The organism is Akkermansia sp. N21116 (assembly GCF_029854705.2).
In the GTDB taxonomy this organism is placed as follows: Bacteria; Verrucomicrobiota; Verrucomicrobiia; order Verrucomicrobiales; family Akkermansiaceae; genus Akkermansia.
Window position 1 is genome coordinate 2,442,375 of the sequence record NZ_CP139035.1, and the last position, 23,622, is coordinate 2,465,996.

The window sequence follows — 23,622 nt, forward strand, 5'->3', positions numbered from 1 at the left end:
AGACAAAAAGAAAGAGGCTGTCCTCACGCCAGTTTCCGAAGAAACCATCCTGCAAGGCAGCCCCTTTGCGGGAAAAGCCGGTTTCATATGCCGGCGATGAAAGTGTTTATCTGAAATTCAATCCCTTGATTTGTTTGGCAAGGTGTTCCAGAAGAGCCTTGTGTGCCGCATCCACCTCAGCTGCCGTCAGAGTGCGGTCGGCAGCCCTGTAGAGGAACGTGTAGGCAATGGATTTGCGATCGGACGGCAACTTCACACCGGACGGGTCGGAGAACACATCGAAACAGGAATGGTCTACCAACAACTTCTGCCGGGCTGATCCAATGGCCTTCTCAATATCGGAGTTCTTCGTCGTAGCGGGCACTTCCATAGCTGCGTCGCGTGACGACCCGGGGAACTGGGGCAAATCGGCAGCCTTGACGGATGACGTCGCGATTTCCTGAAGCTTGCGGAGATCCAGTTCCGCCACATACACGGGGCGGTCCAACCCCAGTTCCCGGCATCGGGAAAGGGACAATCTGGCCATGTAGCCACAGGGCTTGCCATCGATCTGGACGTCGGCTCCATAGGCCGCCATGTCGCGAGGCTTGGCGGGAACAGCCGTCCAGGTATGGGAAGGAGCCAGAGCTTCCAGAACAGCCAGCAAATCTTCAAAAGAGGCGGTTTCCGGACGAGGATTCCTCCAGGACGAAGCTTCGCGTGAACCGGAGATCAGAATACCGAGAGTATCCTGCTCGATATCCTTGCCCTTGCCTCCGCCGGTATTGCGGAAAACACGACCGATTTCAAAGAACCGCAGAGATTCTGCCCCCTGGTTGGAGTTACGAACGGCGGCGGCGATCAAACCGGGGGTGTGTGCCGGGCGCATCACGGCATGATCTTCGCTAAGTGGCAACGAGACACGGATCAAATCCCCGTCGAACAAGGGACGGATCGGAAGAGCATCCTTCACCTGGGCAATTGTATTGTCACCGGCTTCCGAAGCAATCAGCTTGATCGTCTGAGTTTCGTAAAAGCCCAGTGCTGCCAGCTTGTAACGCAATTGCATCTGATAATTGTGAGCTTTGTCGCAGGCGGATTCTTCCGAGAAGGGACCGGAGTAACGGGAAGGAATGTTATCAATACCGTAAACACGGACGATTTCTTCCAGCAGGTCGCAGGGACGGCCCAGATCCAGACGCCACGGAGGAATGACCCAAATACCGTCGTTATCGGGAGATTCGAGACCAAGTCCTTTCAGAATGGCGGCTCCCCGTTCATGGGGAATGACACCGCCGCTAATTTGGTCGAGCTGTTTCCAATCGAGCTTGACGGTATGCAGAAGGTGTGTCACGGAAACCTCCGTCCCCTGTTCGGAGAATGTTGCATTCTTGCGGCCGGTCACATCGTCGCCCGGATACATGGACGGAGCTTTGCCCGCAACATGCGCCGGACTGGCCGTGCCGCCCGCCAGCTCAAGGATCAATTCCACCGCGCGACCGGAGGTCCGCAATACATTCCACGGTGAAGTACCGCGTTCAAAACGGTAGGAAGAATCGGAGCTCAACCCCAGACGGCGGGACGTAGCTCGAACACTCGAAGGAAGGAACCAGGCCGCCTCCAGCAAAATAGAAGTCGTACCGTCGGAAACGCCGCTCTCTTCCCCCCCCATAACTCCCGCCAGGCATTTGGCCTGACCGGATTGGTCGGCAATGACAAGGTCGGATTCATTCAACGCATACGTAACGCCATCCAAAGCCAGGAATTCTTCCCCGTTGCGGGCAGATCGGATAACCAGGCCTCCCTGGATCTTGTCCGCATCGAACGCATGCAGGGGAGACCCCAGTTCATGAAGTACGAAGTTGGTAATATCGACAATGTTGTTGATCGGCCGGAGACCGATGGCGGCCAGGTGTTCCTTCATCCATTCCGGACTCTCCTGTACCTTCACCCCATCAATCCTCACCACCGTATAAAAAGGACAAACTTCAGGAGCTTCCAGCGTAATAAGGCTGCCGGCGGCACAGGTAGCGCGCTTGCAAGAGGGATCCTTCTTCAGCGCACGTCCTGTAATGGCGGACAATTCACGGGCCATGCCCCAGTGAGAGAGCAAATCCGGACGATTGGGCGTCACTTCCACTTCCACAATCGTGTCTGCCTTGACAATCTCGGAAATCGGAGTCCCGAGTTTGAGATCCTGCGGTAAAATCCAGAGTCCGTGTTCCTTGTCCGGAAGACCGAGTTCCGAGGCGGAACAAAGCATCCCGCAGGAATCGATCCCGCGCAATTTGCCCGTCTTGATCTCAATGCCTCCGGGCAGGATAGCTCCCGGCAGAGAGCAAGGCACCTTGTCGCCCACCTTGTAATTCTGGGCTCCGCAGACAATTTGACGGAGAGGGCCTCCATCGCCGACATCCACTTTACAGACCTTGAGACGATCCGCCTGGGGATGCTGTTCCGCAGCAACAACCTGGGCAACAACGACGAGGGGTGAATCAACACCCTGTTGGTGGATATCTTCCACTTCAATACCCGCGAAGGTGAGCATGTCGGACATTTCGTTCACGCACAGCCCGTCCAGGTCAAGGTATTCGGAAAGCCAGTTGAGGGAAATCTTCATATTGGTAAAAAAAGGGGTAATAGGATGGAATTATTGGAACTGGGACAAGAAACGCACGTCATTCTCAATCAAGGCACGAATGTCCTTGATGCCCCAGCGGATCATAGCCAGGCGTTCCAGGCCGATACCGAAGGCAAAACCGGTCAGCCCCTCATACATGGGGACACCGCGTTCCTTGTCTACCGCAGCAAACACGGCAGGATCCACCATGCCGCAACCGGCAATCTCAATCCAGCGGGGAGCTTGTCCGGTAGCCTGAAGTTTCACGTCGATTTCGAAGCTCGGTTCCGTAAACGGGAAGAAGTGAGGCCGGAAACGGACTTCCGTCTCCTGCCCGAAAAGAGCCTTCAGCAGGTATTCCAACGTACCTTTCAAATCTCCTACACTCACGTCGCGGTCTACATACAAGCCTTCCAACTGACTGAAAGCGGATAAGTGAGTAGCATCAATTTCGTCGCGACGGTAGGCGGAACCGGGAGCAATGATGCGTACCGGAGGAGTCAGGCGTTCCATCGCACGGATTTGCACGGAAGAAGTATGGGGGCGCAGGAGCTTGCCGGAATCAAAGTAGAACGAGTCCTTCTCATTGCGAGCCGGGTGGTCCGCAGGAGTATTCAATGCATCGAAACAGTGGAATTCGTCTTCGATTTCCGGACCTTCCGCCACGGAAAACCCCATGCGACGCAGGATGCCTACCGCTTCATCGCGGATCATGCTCAAGGGATGCAGGCCGCCTTTCTCAAGTTTGCGGGAAGGAAGAGTCACATCCACCCCCGCCACTTCGGCTGCATCGGCCTGCTTCTGGAGAGCAGTCTGCTTTTCCTCCAAGGCATTCGTGATCGTTCTGCGGGCATCGTTCAACATCTGCCCCACGGCCGGTTTGTCTTCCTTGGGGACATCTTTCATTCCGGACTGGGCCAGGGTCAGCGTCCCCTTTTTGCCGAGGATGGCGACGCGGGCGTCTTCCAATCCGCGCATGTCGGCCACCGCGGCAATGACAGCCAAGGCTTCGCTCTCAATACGTGTGATCTGGTCTTTCATAAATTTCTGCTGCCGACAACCTACCTCCGCCAATGGCAAGCGTCAAGGAGGCTTGCCCCGGAGGCGTAAGAAAAACGCATTTCTCCGTCTCACCATGACATACCGGAACCCGAAGAAGGTACAGTGCGACGTGTTCTCTTGAATTCGGGTTCGGACTGCCCTATTCTTCCCGCATCATGATTTGCCCCTTGCAGACCATCGTCTCCTTCCTGAACGACGAGCTCAAACTCGGCGAAATTCAAGACTACCCGAATGCATTCAACGGATTGCAAATCGAAAATGCAGGAGAAATATCCAGCATCGCCACCGCTGTCGATGCCTCCGAACGCGCCATGCGGGAAGCCGTCGATCATGGCGCCGACCTGCTGATTGTCCACCATGGACTGTACTGGTCGGGGCTCCGGCCTGTCACGGGAGCCTGGAAACGCAAACTCCAGCTCGCCCTGGATCACAACCTCGCCGTTTATTCCGTCCACCTCCCGCTCGACATCCACCCCACCCTCGGCAACAATGTCCTGCTGGCCAAGGCATGCGGAATATCCATCACAGGAGGGGCTTTGCCCTCCAAGGGACACGATATGGGCATCCGTGGAACTTTCCCCGGCACCGCCGCCGAATTGGCCGCTGCCGTAGCACAAGCCGTCAACGCTCCCGTCGAATCCTACCTTCACCTTCCCCATGACACCCCGGGCGACATCATCGTTTGTTCCGGCGGAGCCGGGGGAGATCTGGAAGAAGCCGTCCTCGAAGGAGCGCAGACCTACATCACCGGCGAGGGAGCCCACTGGAACATCCCGATGGCGGAAGAACTGGGCGTCAACCTCATCTTCGGAGGCCACTACGCCACGGAAACATTTGGAGTCCGTGCCCTGGGCCGCCTGCTTTCGGAGCGTTTCGGACTCCCCTGTTCCGATCTTGACATTCCCCCCTCCCGTTATTCCGCCCCCATTGCCTAATCTCCCCCCGATACGCTTTCCATCATGATTTTCACCACGGACGATGCCGACGGGAAAACCCGGCTGGATCAATACCTCGTCGGACTCCTTCCCGACCTCTCCCGCTCCCGCATCCAGAGCCTCATCAAAAGCGGGGACGTCACACTCAACGGAAAACCCGCCAAGGCCAAAACTCCCGTTGAACGTGGAGACACCATCGACGTCAACATCCCCGAACCCGAACCCGCCGAAGCCCAGCCCCAGGACATACCCCTCCACATTCTTTACGAAGATACCGACGTCGTCGTTATCAACAAGGAAAGCGGCATGGTTGTCCATCCGGCCGCAGGCAACCCGGACGGTACCGTGGTCAACGCCCTGCTCCACCACTGCGGCGACCTATCGGGCATCGGTGGCATCGAACGCCCCGGAATCGTCCACAGGCTTGATAAAGATACATCCGGCTGCCTCGTTGTCGCCAAAAACGACAATGCCCATCAATCCCTCACCACACAGTTTTCCGAACGCACCACCCAAAAGCTCTACCTCGCCGTCGTCCAAGGGTGCCCGAAGGAACGCACCGGCACCGTCTTCACCCACATCGGCCGCCACCCGGTCAATCGTCTGAAAATGGCTGTCGTCAATCCCGGCACAGGCAAGCCGGCCATCACGGACTGGGAAGTGCTCTGTACCGATCCCGCCACCGAGTCATCCCTCGTCCTTTGTACCCTCCACACCGGACGCACGCACCAGATCCGCGTCCACATGCTGCACTTGGGCCACCCTCTCATCGGCGATCCCATCTACTCCAACCCCAAACGCCAAAAAGCCCGACCGGGCCGCCTCATGCTCCACGCCTGGAGGCTCGGTTTCGACCATCCGCGTACCGGGAAAAGAGTCGAACTCGAAGCCCCCATCCCTGCCGAATACACGCCTTGGATGCAATCATTCCCCGGTAGCATACCCGAAGTTCACGATGAACATCCGAATCCCTAAGTCCCAATTGCCGCTGATTCCTGTATCCATTCATGCCAACAGCCTGCCCCACATGATGCAGGGCAGGCTGTTAGGTTGGTTGAAAACTGGTGTTTAGAAAACCCTCTTATTCATCGTCGGCGGCATCGAATTCTTCCGATTCCGAATCGAAACCTTCGTCGAGGTGCGCTCTAAACTTCTTGACGCGCTGAGCGGCAGGCAACGGAGCCAGTACCATATTCATGGTATTGCCCGCCAGGCGGGGAGCCTGATCTACCTGACCCATCGTCTTTAGATCGTCAATAACGCGTTGCATCATGTCGAAGCCCAATTCATGGTGGGCATTCTCACGACCGCGGAAGCGGAGCTGGAAGCGTACCTTGTGACCGTGATCCAGAAAGTCCTCCGTGCGTGCCATCTTGACGTTATAGTCATTGGTATCCGTACCGATACGGAGCTTCACTTCCTTCATGCGGACGATCTTGCTCTTGTTGTTCTTCTGGAGTTTGGCCTGCTGGTACTTGTACCTGCCGTAATCGACAAGTCGGCACACGGGAGGATCCGCAGTGGAAGCAACTTCGACAAGGTCGAGGCCCAGCATTTTGGCTTTTTCCAAAGCTTCACGAGTATTTAAAATACCGAGCTGTTCACCGGAAGCACTCACCACGCGGACGCGAGGAGCACGGATGCGTTCATTGACTCGGGTCTGGTCGCCATTATCACGGCGACGGTTATCTCTATTATTATTGGATGGCTTGATTGGCACGTTGTCAGGATCTTTAAAGTATCAAGTGTGAAAAAGCAACTCAATTCGCTGGCTTAATCAGCCTATTTTTGACTTCAGAAGCCACTTTGTCAACAAATTCCACCGTTGGGCAACATCCCAAGTCTCCTGCATCACGGTGACGAACGGATACAGTACCCTCTTCCGCTTCGCGGTGACCGATAACGGCCATGTAGGGCACTTTGTCCAACTGGGCATTGCGAATCTTGGCTCCAATTTTGTCCGGAGATTCATCAAGGGAAACCCGAACTCCTTCAGTAGCAAGCTGCTTCTTCAGAGATATTGCATTTTCCAGTACTTTCTCTGAAATAGGCAGAATTCGGACCTGTTCCGGAGCAAGCCATGTCGGGAATTTTCCTTCAAAATGTTCAATAAGCAACCCCGTAAAACGTTCCATGGAACCGAAGGGAGCGCGGTGCACCATCACCGGACGGTGAGGCTTGTTGTCCGATCCCGTATAAGTCAGGTCAAACCGTTCCGGCAGATTGTAATCCACCTGGACGGTTCCAAGCTGCCACTCGCGGCCAATGGCATCCTTGACGATGAAATCAATCTTCGGACCGTAGAAGGCGGCTTCTCCCGGTTCTTCCGTATAGCTGGCACCCAGCCACTTGGCGGCTTCGCGCAATGCTTCTTCGGCTTTGTCCCAGTTTTCCGGAGAACCGACGTACTTCGTACTGTCCGGGTCGCGGAGAGAGATGCGGACGCGGTAGTCCGTCATGTTCAACGTACTGAAGATCGTCTTGACGATGCCGAGGCACTGCTGGATTTCATGGGCAAGCTGGTCGGGCGTGCAGAAAATGTGGGCATCGTCCTGCGTAAATCCGCGGACACGCGTCATGCCTCCCAGCTCCCCGCTCTGCTCCCAGCGGTACACGGTGCCGAACTCGGCCAGTCTCACGGGAAGATCGCGATAGGAATGGGCATCGCTGGCATAAATTTTGATGTGATGCGGACAGTTCATCGGCTTGAGCATGTAGCCTTCCAGCGTTCCGTCGCTCAATCCGTTGAAAAGTTCCGCGCAGGAAGCCCCTTCCTCGCACAACTTCTGCATCATGTCCCGTTCCGGGATGGGGGCATATTGACTGTCTTTATAATATGGGAAGTGACCGGAGGTCCGGTACAGATCCAGTTTGCCGATATTGGGCGTATAGACCTGCGAGTACTCCAGCTTATCGAGTTCTTCGGTAATGAAATCCTGAAGGGAACGGCGGATCAGAGCCCCCTTCGGTTTCCAGAGGATCAACCCCTGCCCGACGGCTTCGTCAATGGCGAAAATTCCCATTTCGCGTCCAATGCGGCGATGATCGCGGCGCTTGGCTTCCTCGAGACGCTGAAGATGTTCGTCAAGCTGGGTCCTGTTCGGGAAACACGTCCCGTACACGCGCTGCAGCATGGGGCGGCTCTTGTCCCCCTTGTAGAAAGCGCTGGCAACACTCATAATCTTGAACGCCTTGCAATTGCCCGTACGCCCGACATGAGGGCCGGCGCACAGATCAACGAAATCGCCGTTGCGATACAGGGAAATTTCTTCGCCTTCGGGGATGTCGTTCAACAAATCCAATTTGAACTGCGAGCACACATCACGGGGGCCGCAGGAGCCGAGTTCACCCGACATTGCCATGCGCATCGCTTCTTCACGGGTAACTGTCTGGCGTTCAAAGGGATAATTAGCTTTGACGATTTTCTTCATCTCGGCCTCGATCATTTCAAAATCTTCCGTACTGATCCGGTGATCCAGCTCCACATCATAGTAGAAACCGTTGTCGACCGAGGGACCGGCGGCCAATTGAGCCTCGGGCCAGATATGGCTGATAGCCTGGGCCAGCACGTGCGCACACGAATGGCGCAGCCGTTCCAAATCGGATGCTTGATTGCGTTCGTCGAGAGTTTTTCGCTCCTTGTGTTCAGACATACGCCCCTCTACAAACCCCATTCCGCCCGGATTATCAATGCAAAAAAACAGCATCTGACAAAAACTTCACCCGTTTTCCTTGTATCGCAACAGTTCTTTCCGCTTGGACCGCATCTTCTCCGGGAAATCTCCGTCGAAAATAAAATTTGTAAACGTATAGATTCTTTGTCGGTAGCATATGTCCGTATCTTGAAATATCATGTTATATCTCACCCAATCAATATCTAATAGGAAAAATAGAGACCAGTACCTTGCAACAGGGAGATTCATCGATTCTTCTCTCGTTCATTATCGTGAAGAATCAATAGTCCAACTTGAACTCTTGACTATGAATACAATCTACGGAAAAGAAACCACAAAACGAACGTTTAATCATATGTCTTACACAATATTCTATCGGTTTTCAAAACCGCTTGTATAGAAACATAACTAATTGATAATAAGTATAAATTAAATAAAAAAACGAGAAAAATATGAAATCTGAGTACAATAATGGAACGCATATCTTATTGTACAACAAACGCATTTTTTGATTGATGACGGTTTTGAAATCTGATAGAAGCAGATAACACCTGTTTTTCTTATTATGAGATTGCGACTCCCCTCCCTCCTCAGGACAGCTTTGCTGTCATGCCTCTCCATGGTAACAACTCTTTCTTCCGGAACGATTGCCGCAGGAAGTACATTTGTTCTTGCTCTGGCTGCCATCTCCGAAAGTCATGCCGACACATGGTCTCCGAACGGTATCACCTACACAAAATTGACGACGGGTACATCCGGAAGAGGAGCAATTGATGCACCGGCAACCGAAGCGGGAAATACGATTATCAACTACACGAATGGCGGAAATTGCGGTTCCTCATTGAACTGGGAAGGAAAGGACATCAGGTTGACAACGGAAACATGGAATTCGGGAAATCCTGACGATCCTTTTCAAAACAGTACAAATAATAACCAGATATTCAATACGCTAACCAACTCCGCCACATCTGCATTGATCAAGAATGTAGGCATGACCGTCAACGGCAAGATTACAGCGAATTCTCTCTGGATGTCTTCCGGTCGTTACAATTTGTTGAATGAAGACAACTTGGCCGTTAAAACCCTTTATCTGGTCGGAGGTCAATTATGGCTTACCGGCAGTGGTTCTGTCAGTGCCGATGTTTCCCTGATGATCGGTTCATCGACATGGGCCGAAAGCAATGAAACGGCACAATGTTCGTTAAGACTCGAGAACGGAACGAGCGTTAAAGGTACCGTGACGCTGGTTGAAGATGCTTTGATCAGTGTTCATTCACCCGGAATTACAGGTACGATCGCAGGAGATCTCACCGTCGCCGGTCACGCACTGACTAAAAAAGGGGATGGAACACTGGTCTTGAACAATATTGCTGACAGTACGATTCCCTCCTTGACTGTAAACGGGACGCTTCAATTCAAAAATCTTGCTGCGGACACCTCCGGCAAGACGTTCACAAACATCTCTTTGAAGAACAACTCCACCCTATCGTTCTTCAATAACGCTTCAGGAGCAATCACGCAAACGGTTCAAACATTAACCCTGGACGGCAATGCGACACTAATCACAGCTAATGCTGCAGGCAACTGGGACATCGCCAGTTTGAACGGAACAGACAAAACGCTCACACTGCAAGATAGCCATGCCGGCACCTCGGAAGGGACGACTTCCTGTTATATTCTCAAGGGAGGAACATTCTCCGGCAACCTCTCCGTCAAACAAACCGATGCCGGAGAAAAGAGCAATATGCTGGTGGGAGTAACCAATGAAAGTCTGCTGGCTCACACAGTCGTCAACCTTGCCCAAAAATCTTCGTCGAATGGCTTCTCCGTTCTGGCTCTTGGAAACGATACGGTTCAGCTGGCCGGCCTAAACGGCGTTGCCGGAACGGCTATCGTTGCGTACGGCAATTTTTCCAATCTCTCCACCTTGAATGACAAGTCCGTCCTGATGGCCGGAGACCAGTCGCGGACTCTGGAAATCACCGGGGATGGAACATACGACTATCAAGGGGCTCTTGGCAGCAAACTGAACATCACCATGACAGGTACCGGGACTCAGACCTTCTCCGGTGACATGTCCGCCTTTAACGGCAACATCACTCTTTCATCCGGTACTCTGAATCTTCAAGGAACGGTTGCCGCAGGAGGCATGCAGCTTAACGGAACCTTCAGCGGCGGAACATTGGGCATTGGGACGGACGTGCTGTATTCAGCTCAAATGTCCTCCGCTAATTTGACCGTTCAAATGCTGGACAAAGGCAAGCTCCTGTTGGAAGGAGGTTCTTCATTTACACTGGGCAATACCGTTGCTTCCGGCCTATCCACTATTTCCCTCACGGGAGGAGGAACTCTCGATTTGGGCAATTTTTCCGTTGCCGCCTCGGGAGGCTTGCTCAATATCGATCTCGGATCGGCCAATATCGATTCATTAAACTTGTTTGCCAAAGGAACCACGCTGGGAACGCTTCAATCCGTCTTAAGCGTTACCTCGGGAGAACAAAACTATATGGCAAACGGGTATAATGATAACAAGGTTACTTTCTCCCTCCTGTCTCTTCTGGAGGATTCAAGCATTACCACGGCGGATCAAAGTTATTACCGGAACGGAGGCAGCCTTACCCTGCAGACCTACCCGACCTACGCGATGGGGACACTCAACATTAACGGAGGAACGGATACGACAGATGAAATTATCCTGAACGGAGCGGCACTTACCCCCGGTACGCTTAATCTACTCACCGAAAGACCCTTCGCGATCAAAGACGGAGACACTCCAGGAAATTTCAGCGTTGATACGCTCAGTTTTATCAACGATACCACCCTCACTCTTGGGACGAAATCTTCCGTAGGCAACATAACCGGAAACGGTTCTCTGGTTCTTCAAAAACAAGCATCTATCTCAGGCAACGTCTCCGGAACAATAGATCTCAGTGTTGCGACGGAAGACGTTGTAACCCTTTCCAAGGGAACAATGACTTTTCGCAATTTTTCCCTCATCGCGGAAGGCACTCTGAAACTGGATGAGGGCAGCAAGGTTGCCTTCGAGATGGATTCCTATAATCCGTCCTTGGGGAATGTCAACTTCCAACTCGACGGGAAATCCGATATTGCCTTCAAGAGAATTAACTTTGGGGGAGGATCCGGCAAGAGTACATTGAACCTGACGAGTGGAGAGAACTCCTTCGGTTCCATGACCTTGGAGCAGCTCACTTGCGCCAATACCACTAATACCGTAATCAATGTAGGAGCCCGCACTGCCTTAAACATCACCGGGGAGAGAGTCACGGATTCCTATGCCAATTTCGTCAATTCGGTCACCTGCCTTCTTACCCACTGGAATAGTACCGCCGTCATCAACATTTCCGGTACATTCAACCTTCTCAATGCCGCCGGTTTCTCCATCGTTAATCCCAATTCTGGAAGACCTGTCATCAATGTTTCGGAAGGTGGCGTTATCAACCTGAAAAAACTTGCGTTATCGACTCGAGATGGTGGTTCTGAATCTGCGGAACTAGTCCTCTCCACCGGGGCACTCCTGAACATCGGTACCGATGGCATCGCCAATGACAACATGATCCTCACTCTGAATGGAGGAACGATCGGCATTCTGGATTCGGCATCATCGTGGACATCGCTCAAAAACCTGACCTTCAACGGCGATATCGCTTTCAATACTTCTCTCTATTCGGCAGCAACGGACGGTTCGCAGGGAACCTATAAGACCGAGAGCGGTACGATCAACCTCAATGGCACATTGAACCTGCAAGGACACAATCTGACGAAAGTCTCCGATGGAGTCCTCAGTATTGGAGGAGCTTTGACAAGTGCGACTGTGGACGGCGGAACAACCACTCACCTCGCAACTTCCGTCATTGACATTCAGGGAGGAAAACTTGTTCTTGCCGGCAACAACACCGTATTCAACGGCAAGATCACGGGTGACGCCACTTTGGAAACCACTGCCAATATCACCCTTGGGGGAGTTGCCAGCGATGTCGCACACGTCGTCGTGAAATCAGGAGCCTTGAATTTGACCAATACGGGAGTTGCCGCCAATTCCAGCGTCACCCTCGGCAATGAGCTCGAAATTCTCTCTGGAGGAACATTGGGAATCACGCTCAATTCTTCGGGATCTAGTACCAATCTATTCGACACGGTCCTGACTCTCAATGAAGGCGGCACAATCAGCATGGGCGACGGCAATGTCCGTTACAACCAAGGGCTTACAGTCGTACAATCAGCAACAGAGGGTGACCAGGCCCTCATTATGACAACCAATTGGAACAAACGCCTCACCGTGTCTCAGCTGGATGGACAAGGGGCTCTCCAAATCAAGCGGTCGGCAGGTCCCAACGGTTATGGTCCTACGGAATTTGTCATCGAGGGAGCCAACAACGATGAGTCCAAACGATTCACAGGAACCTTGTCTGTCACCAATGCAGACGCTGATGACGATGGAACGTTTGAAAGCAAAAAAGTCTATTTTATCCTGAACAACCAATATGCTGCCCAAAACGCCCTCGTTTCCATTGACCACGGTTCCGTACAATTCCAGCTTGGCGTAGAAAATGTGGACATTGCCGGGCTTTCCGGAGCAGCGACCAGAGCAAGCATAAACCGTGCTTCCAATAATTCCTCCCCAAGTACGCTTAACATTACTTACAATGGAACTTCTGCCCTCACTTTTGCCGGTTCGATCGGAGAGGGCGTTAGCATTTCCAAACTGGGAACAGGCACGCAAATCTTCACGGGCGACATGACGGCGTTCAACGGTACATGGACTGCCGGGCAAGGAATACTGGATATAAGCAGTGCCGGCAATGTTGGAACGGCAGCAACATCCTACAAACTGGCAGGAGGGACGCTTCAAGTGGGAACCATCAATCTCGGTAGTGGCTCCCAACTGACCACAACAGCCGCTTCTGCCGGTAGTATCGCGGGAAATCTAACACTGAACGGCGGCTCCGTTTCCGTCTTAACCGATGATTCAGCGCCCCAGTATGTCATCACGGGAGATTTAACTCTCGGAGAAGGGGAAGGAACCAAAGTCGTCTTGGATCTGAGCGCTCTTTTATCTCTTGAATCAAACGAAACTCCCTACGTCTACAAGTTATTCCAGAGTAGCAATGCCCCGGTCGAGTTGAACTCGGACAATGTATCGACCATCGGTATGATGGTTGATGCAATGTCTCGTGATTCACTCTCTTTCGGACAAGACACAACAGGAGGTAATTTTGTAACGCTGACGTTTTACAAAGCAACACCAGTCACGCTGACATGGAACGGGGATTCCGACAGCAATACATGGCAGACGAAGGGCAACCAGACTCCCTGGATTGCCGAAGGAAGCGACGACAATCAGTTCTACAGCAACGACAAAGTCGTCTTTACCGATGCTGCCGCCGAGAAAACGGTATCGATCGTAGGAACGGTCAAGCCCCGTTCCATGGAAGTAACGGGAGGGGACTATACCTTCAATGCCGGGACGAACGGAACCATTTCCGGGAGCGGTTCCCTGTCGCTAACGGGCGGAAGCCTGACGATGAATCTGGCCAATACCGGATGGAACGGAGCCATTTCCGTCGGATCCGCCAAACTGGTTGCCAATACGGCCGGTGCCCTGGGAACGGGGACGCTGACCCTGAATGACGGTTCTACCCTGGGTTTTGTTTCCGAAGGGCTGGATTCCCTGACTTCGATCAATATTGCCGACAGTGCCACGGCAACTCTTCTGTGGTCTGGCGACCAGGGGACGCTGAATAACCGGTTTACGCTGGGAAGCAATTCCATCCTCAAAGTCGATGCCGGAACTACGGCCGCGGCAGGGTCGTTGACCCAGGCGCTTGGTACCGGTCAGACGCTTCAGTTCAAGGGTGACTTTACAGGGGCTACGCTTGCCGTGACCGGCAGCGGCCTTCTGGAATTGCTGGACAGCACCAAAGCTGCAACGGATCTTCGAAACGGAGTCAGTTACAAGGTCGGCAGCAATGCCGCGTTAACACTGACAGGAAACGGGGATTACAACAGCGGTTCATTGAGCGGGACTGGGACTTTGAACATGGTGGTCAACGGATCGAATTTGTTCATTTCTTCTCTGGGACACGATTTCTCCGGTACACTAAATATCGCAGGTACGGGGAACAACTATCTCATTTTCGGGACTAATGCTTCGACGGCTGCCGGAGAACATTCCCTGTTTACGGGAACGCCGGACCTGGTTATGGATGAAGGGGCTAAAGTGATCATCAACCGGCTTTTCACGGGGGCGACCCTGGCGGAAGCCAAAACGAATGCCTTGACTGTCGGCAATCTTTCCGGGGCCGGAGAATTCCGAGGCGATTATGGGACTCCTGAAACCGACCGGGCTTCCCAGCGTTTCCTTTCCGTGACACAGACGCGGGATGAAATCTACTCTGGCATTTTCATGACGGCATCATCCGGCCGCGATATCGGCCTGTTGAAGAACGGCAGCGGGACATTGACTCTGAGCGGAGCCAATACGTCACAGGCGGATCTGGACATCAACGCCGGCGGCATCATCCTGTCGGGTGCCGGCGTCTGGAAGGGCGCCATCAACCTGACGGCTGCCGGCTCTACTCTGACTTACGCCAATACCTCCGACATCACGCAGGGAACGGCGGTCACCGCCGCCGCCGGTTCGTCCATCAACTTCACGGGCGGACAGACCTACACCCTCTCCAACGAATCGAATGCCATTGCCGGCAGCGTCTCGGTCGGAAAGGCCGGAGACGCGACAGGCACGAAACTCGTCCTTTCCGGAGGATTCGGTGCCGGTTCCATCTCCCTGGCAACCGATCAGGATGCCCTGGAACTTTCCGGCGCCGACAAGGAACTCTCCGGCGAACTCTCCGGCAACGGTTCCCTGAGCGTTACAGGAGGCACCCAGACGCTTTCTTATGCCAATTCCGCCTTTATCGGCGCCGTCTCGGTCTCGGGCGGCACGCTGCGCGCCGGGTCGAACACGGCCCTGGGGAACAGCGACATTGACGTGTCGGGCACCGGCGCCTTGGACGTCAACGGAAAAACCCTCGCCAACAAAGTCGTCCTCACAGGCGGTTCCCTGGCGGGCGGCAACGCGTCGTCCATCGGCGACCTCTCCGTCAACGTGGCCGGAGCAGCTTCCGCCAGCGTGAAAACCACGTCCCTGACCGGAGCCCTGAGCGTCGACAACCTCTCCCTCTCCTCCTACAACACCTTCGCCGCGAGCGACAACCTGATCGTCCGCAGCACGATGACGCTGGGCAGGGGCGCCCGGGCCACCGTGGCGGGCAACCTGGCTCTCGGCGGCTCGCTGCGACTGGACAGCCTGATTACGTCCCCGTCCACGGCCTCGCTGGCCATCACCGGCACGCTGACGTCGACGGCCTCTTCCGGGAACCTCACCATCGACGTTTCCCGCACCTACCTCTCGCAGCTCACCACGGGCAATTACACCCTCGCCACCTATGCCACCCAGGGCAGCCTGACGCCGGAGCAGATCCTCGCCGGCAACGCCTACGCGGACGACAGCTCCGTCATGAACTGGAACGACGTTTCCAACGTCTACTCCTTCAAGCTGGACACCGCCTCGTCCGGCGGCATGACGACCCTCGCCCTCGTCGCCTTCGTCGATACGGACAAAGCCTGGGTATGGGATGGTGCCTCCGTCGCCACATGGGATCCGTCTGCCTCCAACTGGATTCCCGTTTCCGGGGATACGAGCGGCACCAACACAGGCAAGGTCGTTTACTTCGGCTCCCCCTCCATCGGAGAAACCGACCGGACCGTCAACGTAGACGGCGAAGGAGTTGCCCCCATCTTCATGATGGTAGACACCAATACGACCTACACCTTCACGGGAGACGGTTCGATTGCCACGGACGAACTTGCCATGACCGGCATCGGTACGACCGTCCTCGAGAATGCCAAGGCCGATGGGGCGTCCAATGCCATCAAGCGCATTTCCCTGCAGAAGGGTACCGTCAAAGTCACGTCGGATGCCGCCATGGGCACGCCGGAAAGCATCTCCTTTGAAGGAGGCGTCCTGGAATACGGAACCTCCGGCCTCGCCGACGTCTCCGCCGCCATGAGCGTCAAGGACGGCTCCGGCCTCAACCTGGCCGTCTCCGAAGGGGCTTCGGCCACCGTCGGAAAACTTTCCGCCGACCTCGCCTCCGACACCTCCCTCGTCCTCAACAAGTACGGAGCCGGGGAACTCGTCCTCGACCAGGACTTCGCCGGCACGGCCAACGTCACCGGACTCTACGATCTCGCCGACACGGTCAACGTCGCCCGCGACGACAATGACGCCGGCACGCTGACCCTCACCGACGGACACACCTACGGCGCCGTCAACGTCGGCTCCGCCCACACCCTCCGCATCGCCGACGATGCGGAAGTAACGGTGAACTCCATGATCGGCGGCATCGCCGACGAAACCGGCTCCACCGGCTACGGCACGGTTTCCATCGGATCCGGAGCCGTCCTCGCCATCGGCACGGCCGGAACGCTCTCCACGGCCCTGGAACTGGGCAACGGCTCGGGCCTCGTCCTTGCCGACGGAGGAGAAGGTTCCCCCAACACCCTGGCCGGAGCCATCACCCTCTCGACCGAAGGCGACGGACAGGCCCGCGTCACCGGCGGAGGTACCGTCCTGCTGGCCGGAACGATCGCCTCGTCCGACATTGCCGGCAACACCTCGGCCCTGACCCTCGAAAACGCCTCCTTCGACGCCTCCGGAGCCTCCTTCGCCGACACGGTCAACCTCACCCTCGGCACCGCCGACGCATCCGGCACCGCCACCCTCTTCGACCTCGGAAGCGACGCCTCCAAGGCCATCGCCCTGGCCGGACTCAACGTCCTCTCCGATGCCGCCGTCAAAGGCATCGCCGGGCAGACCCTCAGCTTCGGCTCCGGCTCGCTGGCAGGCACCCTCGACGGCGACTTCACCGTCCGTCTCACGGGAGGAGCCGACGGCGCCGGCAGCGTCTCCCTCGACGTGACCGACACCGCCGACCTGGGCGGCGTCCTCTTCTCCGTCGCCGGAGGCACGTTCGGACTCAACGGCCTGGCCGGAACCAACTCCATCGCCATCTCCGGGGGCAGCCTCACCGGCGCCTCCAACTGGACCGGACGCGTCAGCGCCGACACCACCTCGCAGTACGGCGACATCGACCTGGGCGGCCTCACGGCCTCCTCCCTCAAGGAAGCCACCCTCGCCTCCGGCTACGTCGTCAACGGCATCGGACAGGGAGCCGTCTCCCTCGACACCGCCGACATCGGACTCGGAGTCGCCAACACCATCTTCCGCCACGGTTCCACCGGAGCCACGGAAGGCGCCGGCGCCACCGTCCTCAACTTCGGGGAAGGAACCCCGGACGCCAACTCCGTCACCATGGCCGGGGACTCCGTCATGGTCCTGCGCTCCGACGACGAACTCAGCCAGTACTTCCTCGACAAGCTCGCCATCATGTACGGCAAGGACGAACTCCTGCCCGACTACGCCGAACCCGAAGAAGCCTCCAACACCATCAGCCTCACCCTCACCAACGGCGCCCTCAACCTCACCGCCGGACAGATCAAATTCGATCCCCTCCTGCGCACCTGGGGGCTGAAACTCGAGTCCGTCGACTCCGCCTCCGGCTCCATCGTCGTCAGCGGCAACCTCTCCGTCTGGCAGGCCTCCAAGGAAGGTAACATCACCGGGTACGACGACCTCGTCGACTACCGCGCCGTCTACGTCAACAGGGACATGAGCATCACCCTGCCCGGCAGCGACTCGGAACCCCTCACCGTCAAATACCTCAGCGGACAGAAGGGAACCACCCTCGCCATCGACAGCGACGGGACGGGCACCGCCCGCGTCCGCTTCTACAACGACCGTGACAAGGACGGGGAACTCGTCGACTCCGTCCTCGCCGGCAACCTCACCGCCGGGGAACACACCGCCCTCTCCAAGACCGGGGAAGCCACCCTCACCATCGGGGGCACCGCCACCCTCGGCGGCAGCCTCACCGTCGAAGAAGGCGGCATCGCCCTGACCCGTGTCGGAGCCGCCCACTCCATCGCCTCCCTCACCGTCGGCGACGGAGACGCGCAAGCCGCCACCTTCACCCTCTCCGGACAGGGAGCCTCGGCCGCCGTCGGCACCCTTGCTGTCGGCCGGGACGGCACCCTCGCCCTCACCGGCTCCAAGTCCGTCCTCGAAGCAGGCACCCTGGACGAAGCCTCCGGCTCCATCCTCCTGGGCGGAGACTCCACCCTGAAACTCGCCTCCGGCGCCGCCATCGCCGGCACCGTCAAGGCCCTCGGCGGCGCGGCGGGATCGGGCACCCTCGAACTCGGGGCGGGCACCACCACCCTCACCGCCGCGGGAGCCCTCGACGGCATCGCCCTGGTCACCGGGGAATCCACCCGCCTCATCCTCGACACCCCGGACACCTCCGCCACCCTCACCGCCTGGAACGGCCTGGGCACCCTCGCCGGAGAAGGAAACCTCACCCTCACCGGGAAAGCCTCCTACGCCGGCACCCTCGCCGACTTCGGCGGCACCCTCGCCGCCTCCGGCAGGGACGCCTCCCTCACCCTCGCGGGCACCGGCAGCAAGGCGGCCGCCCTCGCCGCCTCCGGAGGGGGCTCCCTCACCCTCGACTACACCTCCGGGGACGCCACCTACTCCGGCCTCACCCTCACGGGCGGCTCCACGGCCACCCTCATCGCTGGCAACGGGGACGGGACCAACAACACCCTCACCCTGCGCCGGGGAGGCACCGTCAGCGGAGACTCCACCCTCGGCTTCATCCTCAACACCGAAGCCTCCGGCAGCCTCTCCTCCACGAGCCCCCTCGTCACCACCGGAGGCAGGGAAACCCTCGACATCGCCGAGGGAGCCACCGTCCGCCTCGCGGCCGGAGACGGCCAGGAAGTCATCCACGGCACCATGCCCCTGCAAATCGCCCTGGCCTCCAAAGTCAGCCAGCAGGGAGGCATCAACCTCGTCTTCGACGAACTCTTCGGCAAATACTTCGACCCGTCGCAGTCCCGCGTCGAAACCGTCGAGGGCACCATGATCCTCACCACCGCCGCCAACCGCAACGGCTTCTACGTCCACCAGGCGCAGAGCGAGACGGCCCGCAGCGGCGGAGCCCTCATGGACAACGCCCTGGTCACCGTCAACCCGCAGACCACCGACAGGGACAGCACCCTCGCCGCCCTCCTCAACGCCGTGGACGCCTCCATCAAGGCCCACGACCGTGCCGGAGCCAGCCGCACCATGGCCGCCGCCGCGGGCAGCACGGTAACGAGCCTCCTGGGCTCGCTGCAGGCCGACTACCGCTACCAGCAGACCCTGGTGCGCAACCGGATGACCACCATGGGGCTGCCCGACGGGTACAGCTACGAAGGAGACCTCCCCCTGTGGAACACCTGGCTGCAGGCCACCGGCACCTACAACCGCCTCAACACCGACGGGGACGAAGCGGGCTACCAGTACAACACCTGGGGAGGCACCTTCGGGGTCGACGCCAACCTCAGCAGCAAATTCACCGCGGGGCTCGCCATGACGGCGAGCTACGGGAAACTCACCTCGACGGCGGCCGACTCCCTCAGCGGAGACATGGAAGTCTACTACGTGAACCTCTTCGGTCGCTACCAGAGCGGCAAGTGGGGGCACAACGTCATCCTGACGGCGGGGTGGAGCCAGAGCGACATCGACCGCACCGTCCCCTGCGGCTCGGGCAGCTACACCGGCCACGGCACGCCCGGGGGGCAGGTGTGGGGAGCGATGTACGAAGGCACCTACGACATCAGTCTCAACGAAGAGAACAGCGCGATCCTCCAGCCCCTCGTCAACGTCTCCATCCTCAAGAGCAGCGTGGACGACTACACGGAAGAGGGTGCGGGCAGCGCGGGACTCCGCGCCGGCGGCATGGACGCCACGACGGGCACCGTCTCGGCGGGAGTGCGCTGGATGGGCCTGACGGGAGGCAACCTGTTCGGTCGCGAATCCCTGGCGGAAGTGCGGGCGCAGGTGTCGCAGGACTTCGGAGACACGCGGAACGAAGCGCAGGTGGGCTTCGTGGGCGTGCCCGGCTTCAGCCGTGGAGTGAAGGGGAGCAAGGCGGGGACGACGGGCCTGCAATTCGGTGCGGGACTGAGCATCCCGACCGGGGACCAGGGCACGATCTTTGTGGAAGCCAACGCGGACCTGCGGAGCCGGATGACCTCGGCCAACGGGAGCATAGGCTACCGGTACAACTTCTGATAGGAACAGAAGACGCAATAAAAGAGAAACACAGCAAGGGCGGTTCTTCCACACGCAAGGAGGAACCGCCCTTGTCATGCATAGATCAAACAGAAAAGGGACATTATTTTTCCTACCCCGGGAAGCGGAACCAATCGATAGTTCTCCTCCCTATCCCTCCTCGCCCTCTTGTCACTCCGGAAGATTCAGGAAGAAATACGGCCAGTACCCCAGCGTTTGTGAAGGAAACGTTCGATGGGAGAAAACAGGATTTTATCCGCAAGCAATCCAATAACAACAATTGTCAGCATAATGGCGATCACCTGGTCCATGCTCATCAGTTCGCGACCATAGTGCAGGAGTTGCCCAAGGCCGAATCCGGTCAGGATCGCCACGTAAATTTCAGCCGCCATCAGGGAACGCCAGGCAAAAGCCCAGCCCTGTTTCATGCCACTGACGACAAAGGGGGCTGCGGCCGGAAGAGTTACATACAACAACGTATGAAACGGACCGGATCCCATCGTTCTGGCCGCACGGGAATAAATAGGGGGAACGTTACGCAACCCATTGTCCGTGGAAAGGATTACCGACCAAAGCGTACCCATGATCACAACGAAAAGCATCGCCGACTCCGTCTGTCCGAACCACAAACAGGCCAGCGGTACCCAGCAAACGCTTGGGAGAGCCTGAAGCCCGAGAGCCAGGACTCCTACCGTATCATTTACAAACCAAAACCTGGAAGCCAGCATCCCCAGGGGAATGCCGATCACCAGTCCGATGGCATACCCGATGACCAAACGCTTCATGGTAATCAGTATCGCTCCTCCGAGTGTCCCGTCCAGCAGCGAGTTGTACAAATACTTTCCGACAGACACAGGGGATGGGAACAAGACATCCGACCAAATGCCGCTCGAAGCCAGTACCTGCCACAAAGCAATCAGGCACAGGAAGAAAAGAATCGTGATAATATGGTGTTTCATTCTTAAAAATCATCAAGTTTTTTCCCGAGCGGGTCAATCGGCCACCTCGCCGGAAGTATAACCTTTAAGAGACCGGGTAATCGTCAATGAATATCCGGCCAGTTCCATGCTGTTAATGTCTCGCGGGCGCGGAAGTTCGATTGAGAATTCCTCGCAAATGCGTCCGGGATGGGGAGAAAACAATACCACTCTGTTGCCGAGGCAAACGGCTTCCCGCACGTTATGGGTCACGAAAATGATCGTCTTGCGGCGCTTTTCCCAAATGGTCTGAATATCTCCGTAAAGCTGTTCGCGAGTCATCGCATCAAGAGCAGCGAAAGGTTCGTCCATCAACAGGACTCGCGGATTGGGCGCCAAGGCACGGGCCAGGGCGACACGCTGCTTCATGCCACCGGACAATTCATGGATATTGGCATGCATGAATTTGTCCAGTTTCACGAGATGGAGGTAGTACTTCGCGACCTCAAGGCGTTCCTTGTTATTCAGATTGGGCTTGAGTTTCAGGGCAAACATAACGTTGCCCAAAACATCCAGCCACGGAAAAAGCGCCGATTCCTGAAACATCATCATGCGTTCCCGAGCCGGACTTTCAATGACATGACCATCCATGCGTGCCGTCCCGGAATCCGGGAATTCCAGACCGGCAATGATATTCAATAAGGTTGACTTGCCGCAGCCGCTGGGACCGACCAGGCAAACGAAATCCCCTTCCCCGACTTTCAAGGATACGTCGTCCAAGGCATGGACAACTCCACGGTCTGAGGAAAATCTCTTGCTGACGTGTTCGATCAACAACTTGGCAGGTTCCACCGGTACGACTTCCGGATGTAACGCAATGTCCATAACCAGGTTCCTTGTTATTGAGCAAGAGGAGAGGCGACCATACCCTGTACGGGGGGGACTTCGTCCAGCAAATCGGCTACCTGTGCATCATGAATGAATTTTTCCAGTCCCGGGACTGAAATTTCGTTGGTCAGCACCAGGCGTTTCCATGCTCCCTGAATCAGTTCGGGTGAAACCTGCGTTTTTGTCAGAGCCGAAAGTTCTTCAACGACCATCTTTTGAGCCTCTTCCGGGTGCTGGATAATCCAGTCCGTCAATTCCTCATGAGCGCGAACAACCTTGCGGAGCAACTCCGGGTGTTTCTTCATCCATTCGGTACGGGCGACCAATACGGTTGTAACAGCATCTTTCTCCTCGAGAACGGGAACGGCTCCGGCTTCACGTTCCAACCGGGTAATCCACGGTTCCACCGTCCAGACAGCATCAAGCTGACCGGATTGGAACAAGGCGAGCTGATCGGGATTGGCCGTCGGAATAATGTTCACGTCTACTCCATTGGACGAAGTTGTAAAATCCTTTTCCTTTTTCAAGGAATCGGGAGCCAGGGCTCCGCGCAAAATCACCTTGTACCCCTGCCCCGCCAGCCATGCCCTACAGGCCACATCCTGGGTGTTGCCAAGCTGTGGAGTCGCGATCGTCTTCCCCAGCATGTCTGCGGCCCCATGAATGCCGCTGTCCTTGCGGGCCACCAAAGCGGAAGCGCCGTTGGCGGCACCTGAAACGATGCGAACCTCCCTGCCCTTCGACTTGGCGTAAGCATTAATCGCGGGACTTGGCCCGACGTAAGTCATGTCAATTGAGCGGGCAAAAATAGCTTCCATGGCACTGGGACCGGCATTGTAGGTGAACCATTCGAATTTGTAGCCCGGTACGCGTTCCTCAAACCATCCCTTGCCGTGGCGCTCCATATTGCGCGCTACCAGGGACTGCACATGAGTTATGTTGGGGAAATGCCCCACGCGAATAACATGATCATCCTGTTTGCCATCGTCCCCGCAAGAAACGAGAGTTCCCACCAAGCATGCGGCGGCCATTGTCCTCAATATCGTTGATGTAATTACTCTGGTCATGACGAATGTGATTTCCTTTTCTGGTTCCCGGAAAGGTAAAAGCACCTTCCGCATCTCTATAATAACATACTAACCAGACAAAGAATGCACGCATTATTCCCGCCTTAGGAAAATTGTCACACAACGGCATCATCAGGAGACAGGGGATTCAACGAAATAAAACCGCAGTTTCCTTTGCGAAAACTGCGGTCCGGAATTTCCCCCCAGGGATGAAGGAG

The 23,622-nt window shown here is 56.5% G+C and carries 10 protein-coding genes; 3 read left to right on the forward strand and 7 right to left on the reverse strand.

The genetic code is table 11. From position 1 onward, the window contains the following. Window positions 1–106 precede the first annotated feature (106 nt). A complete protein-coding gene (gene pheT / locus QET93_RS09440) occupies window positions 107–2,599 on the reverse strand; it encodes a phenylalanine--tRNA ligase subunit beta (protein WP_280131356.1) in 2,493 nt (830 codons plus the stop codon). Between the two features lie 30 nt (window positions 2,600–2,629). After that, entirely contained in the window at window positions 2,630–3,640 is a 1,011-nt protein-coding gene (pheS, locus tag QET93_RS09445; RefSeq protein WP_280126366.1) for a phenylalanine--tRNA ligase subunit alpha, read from the reverse strand. 176 nt (window positions 3,641–3,816) lie between these two features. Here pheS and QET93_RS09450 point away from each other — a divergent pair, with 176 nt between their 5' ends. After that, window positions 3,817–4,596 (forward strand): Nif3-like dinuclear metal center hexameric protein, encoded by a 780-nt coding sequence (locus QET93_RS09450; RefSeq protein ID WP_280131355.1) that lies wholly within the window; start codon window positions 3,817–3,819, stop codon window positions 4,594–4,596. 24 nt (window positions 4,597–4,620) lie between these two features. Further along, the gene (locus QET93_RS09455) at window positions 4,621–5,571 is read left to right on the forward strand and encodes an RluA family pseudouridine synthase (RefSeq protein ID WP_280131354.1); all 951 of its coding nucleotides are present in this window, start codon (window positions 4,621–4,623) and stop codon (window positions 5,569–5,571) included. A gap of 106 nt (window positions 5,572–5,677) precedes the next feature. On the opposite strand, the gene infC is transcribed toward QET93_RS09455, so the two are convergent. Both infC and thrS read right to left on the reverse strand, forming a co-directional pair. After that, window positions 5,678–6,316: a translation initiation factor IF-3 gene (gene infC / locus QET93_RS09460; protein WP_280126369.1), complete on the reverse strand. Its 639-nt coding sequence runs from the start codon at window positions 6,314–6,316 to the stop codon at window positions 5,678–5,680. 40 nt (window positions 6,317–6,356) lie between these two features. Further along, the gene (gene thrS, locus QET93_RS09465; RefSeq protein WP_280131353.1) at window positions 6,357–8,249 is read right to left on the reverse strand and encodes a threonine--tRNA ligase; all 1,893 of its coding nucleotides are present in this window, start codon (window positions 8,247–8,249) and stop codon (window positions 6,357–6,359) included. Between the two features lie 586 nt (window positions 8,250–8,835). On the opposite strand from thrS, the gene QET93_RS09470 reads away from it, so the two are divergent. After that, window positions 8,836–20,532: a hypothetical protein gene (locus QET93_RS09470; RefSeq protein WP_322189961.1), complete on the forward strand. Its 11,697-nt coding sequence runs from the start codon at window positions 8,836–8,838 to the stop codon at window positions 20,530–20,532. A gap of 185 nt (window positions 20,533–20,717) precedes the next feature. Here the strand turns inward: QET93_RS09470 and QET93_RS09475 are convergent, their stop codons facing one another. Genes QET93_RS09475 through QET93_RS09485 form a run of 3 tightly spaced genes read right to left on the reverse strand, consistent with a single transcriptional unit; the run spans window position 20,718 to window position 23,404 of the window. After that, the gene (locus tag QET93_RS09475) at window positions 20,718–21,491 is read right to left on the reverse strand and encodes an ABC transporter permease (RefSeq protein WP_280126061.1); all 774 of its coding nucleotides are present in this window, start codon (window positions 21,489–21,491) and stop codon (window positions 20,718–20,720) included. 33 nt (window positions 21,492–21,524) lie between these two features. Then, window positions 21,525–22,334, reverse strand: coding sequence for an ABC transporter ATP-binding protein (locus QET93_RS09480; protein WP_280132223.1), 810 nt, complete (start codon window positions 22,332–22,334; stop codon window positions 21,525–21,527). Window positions 22,335–22,348: 14 nt separating this feature from the next. Beyond that, window positions 22,349–23,404, reverse strand: a complete 1,056-nt coding sequence (locus tag QET93_RS09485) for an ABC transporter substrate-binding protein (RefSeq protein ID WP_322189962.1) — start codon at window positions 23,402–23,404, stop codon at window positions 22,349–22,351. Between the last annotated feature and the right edge of the window lie 218 nt (window positions 23,405–23,622).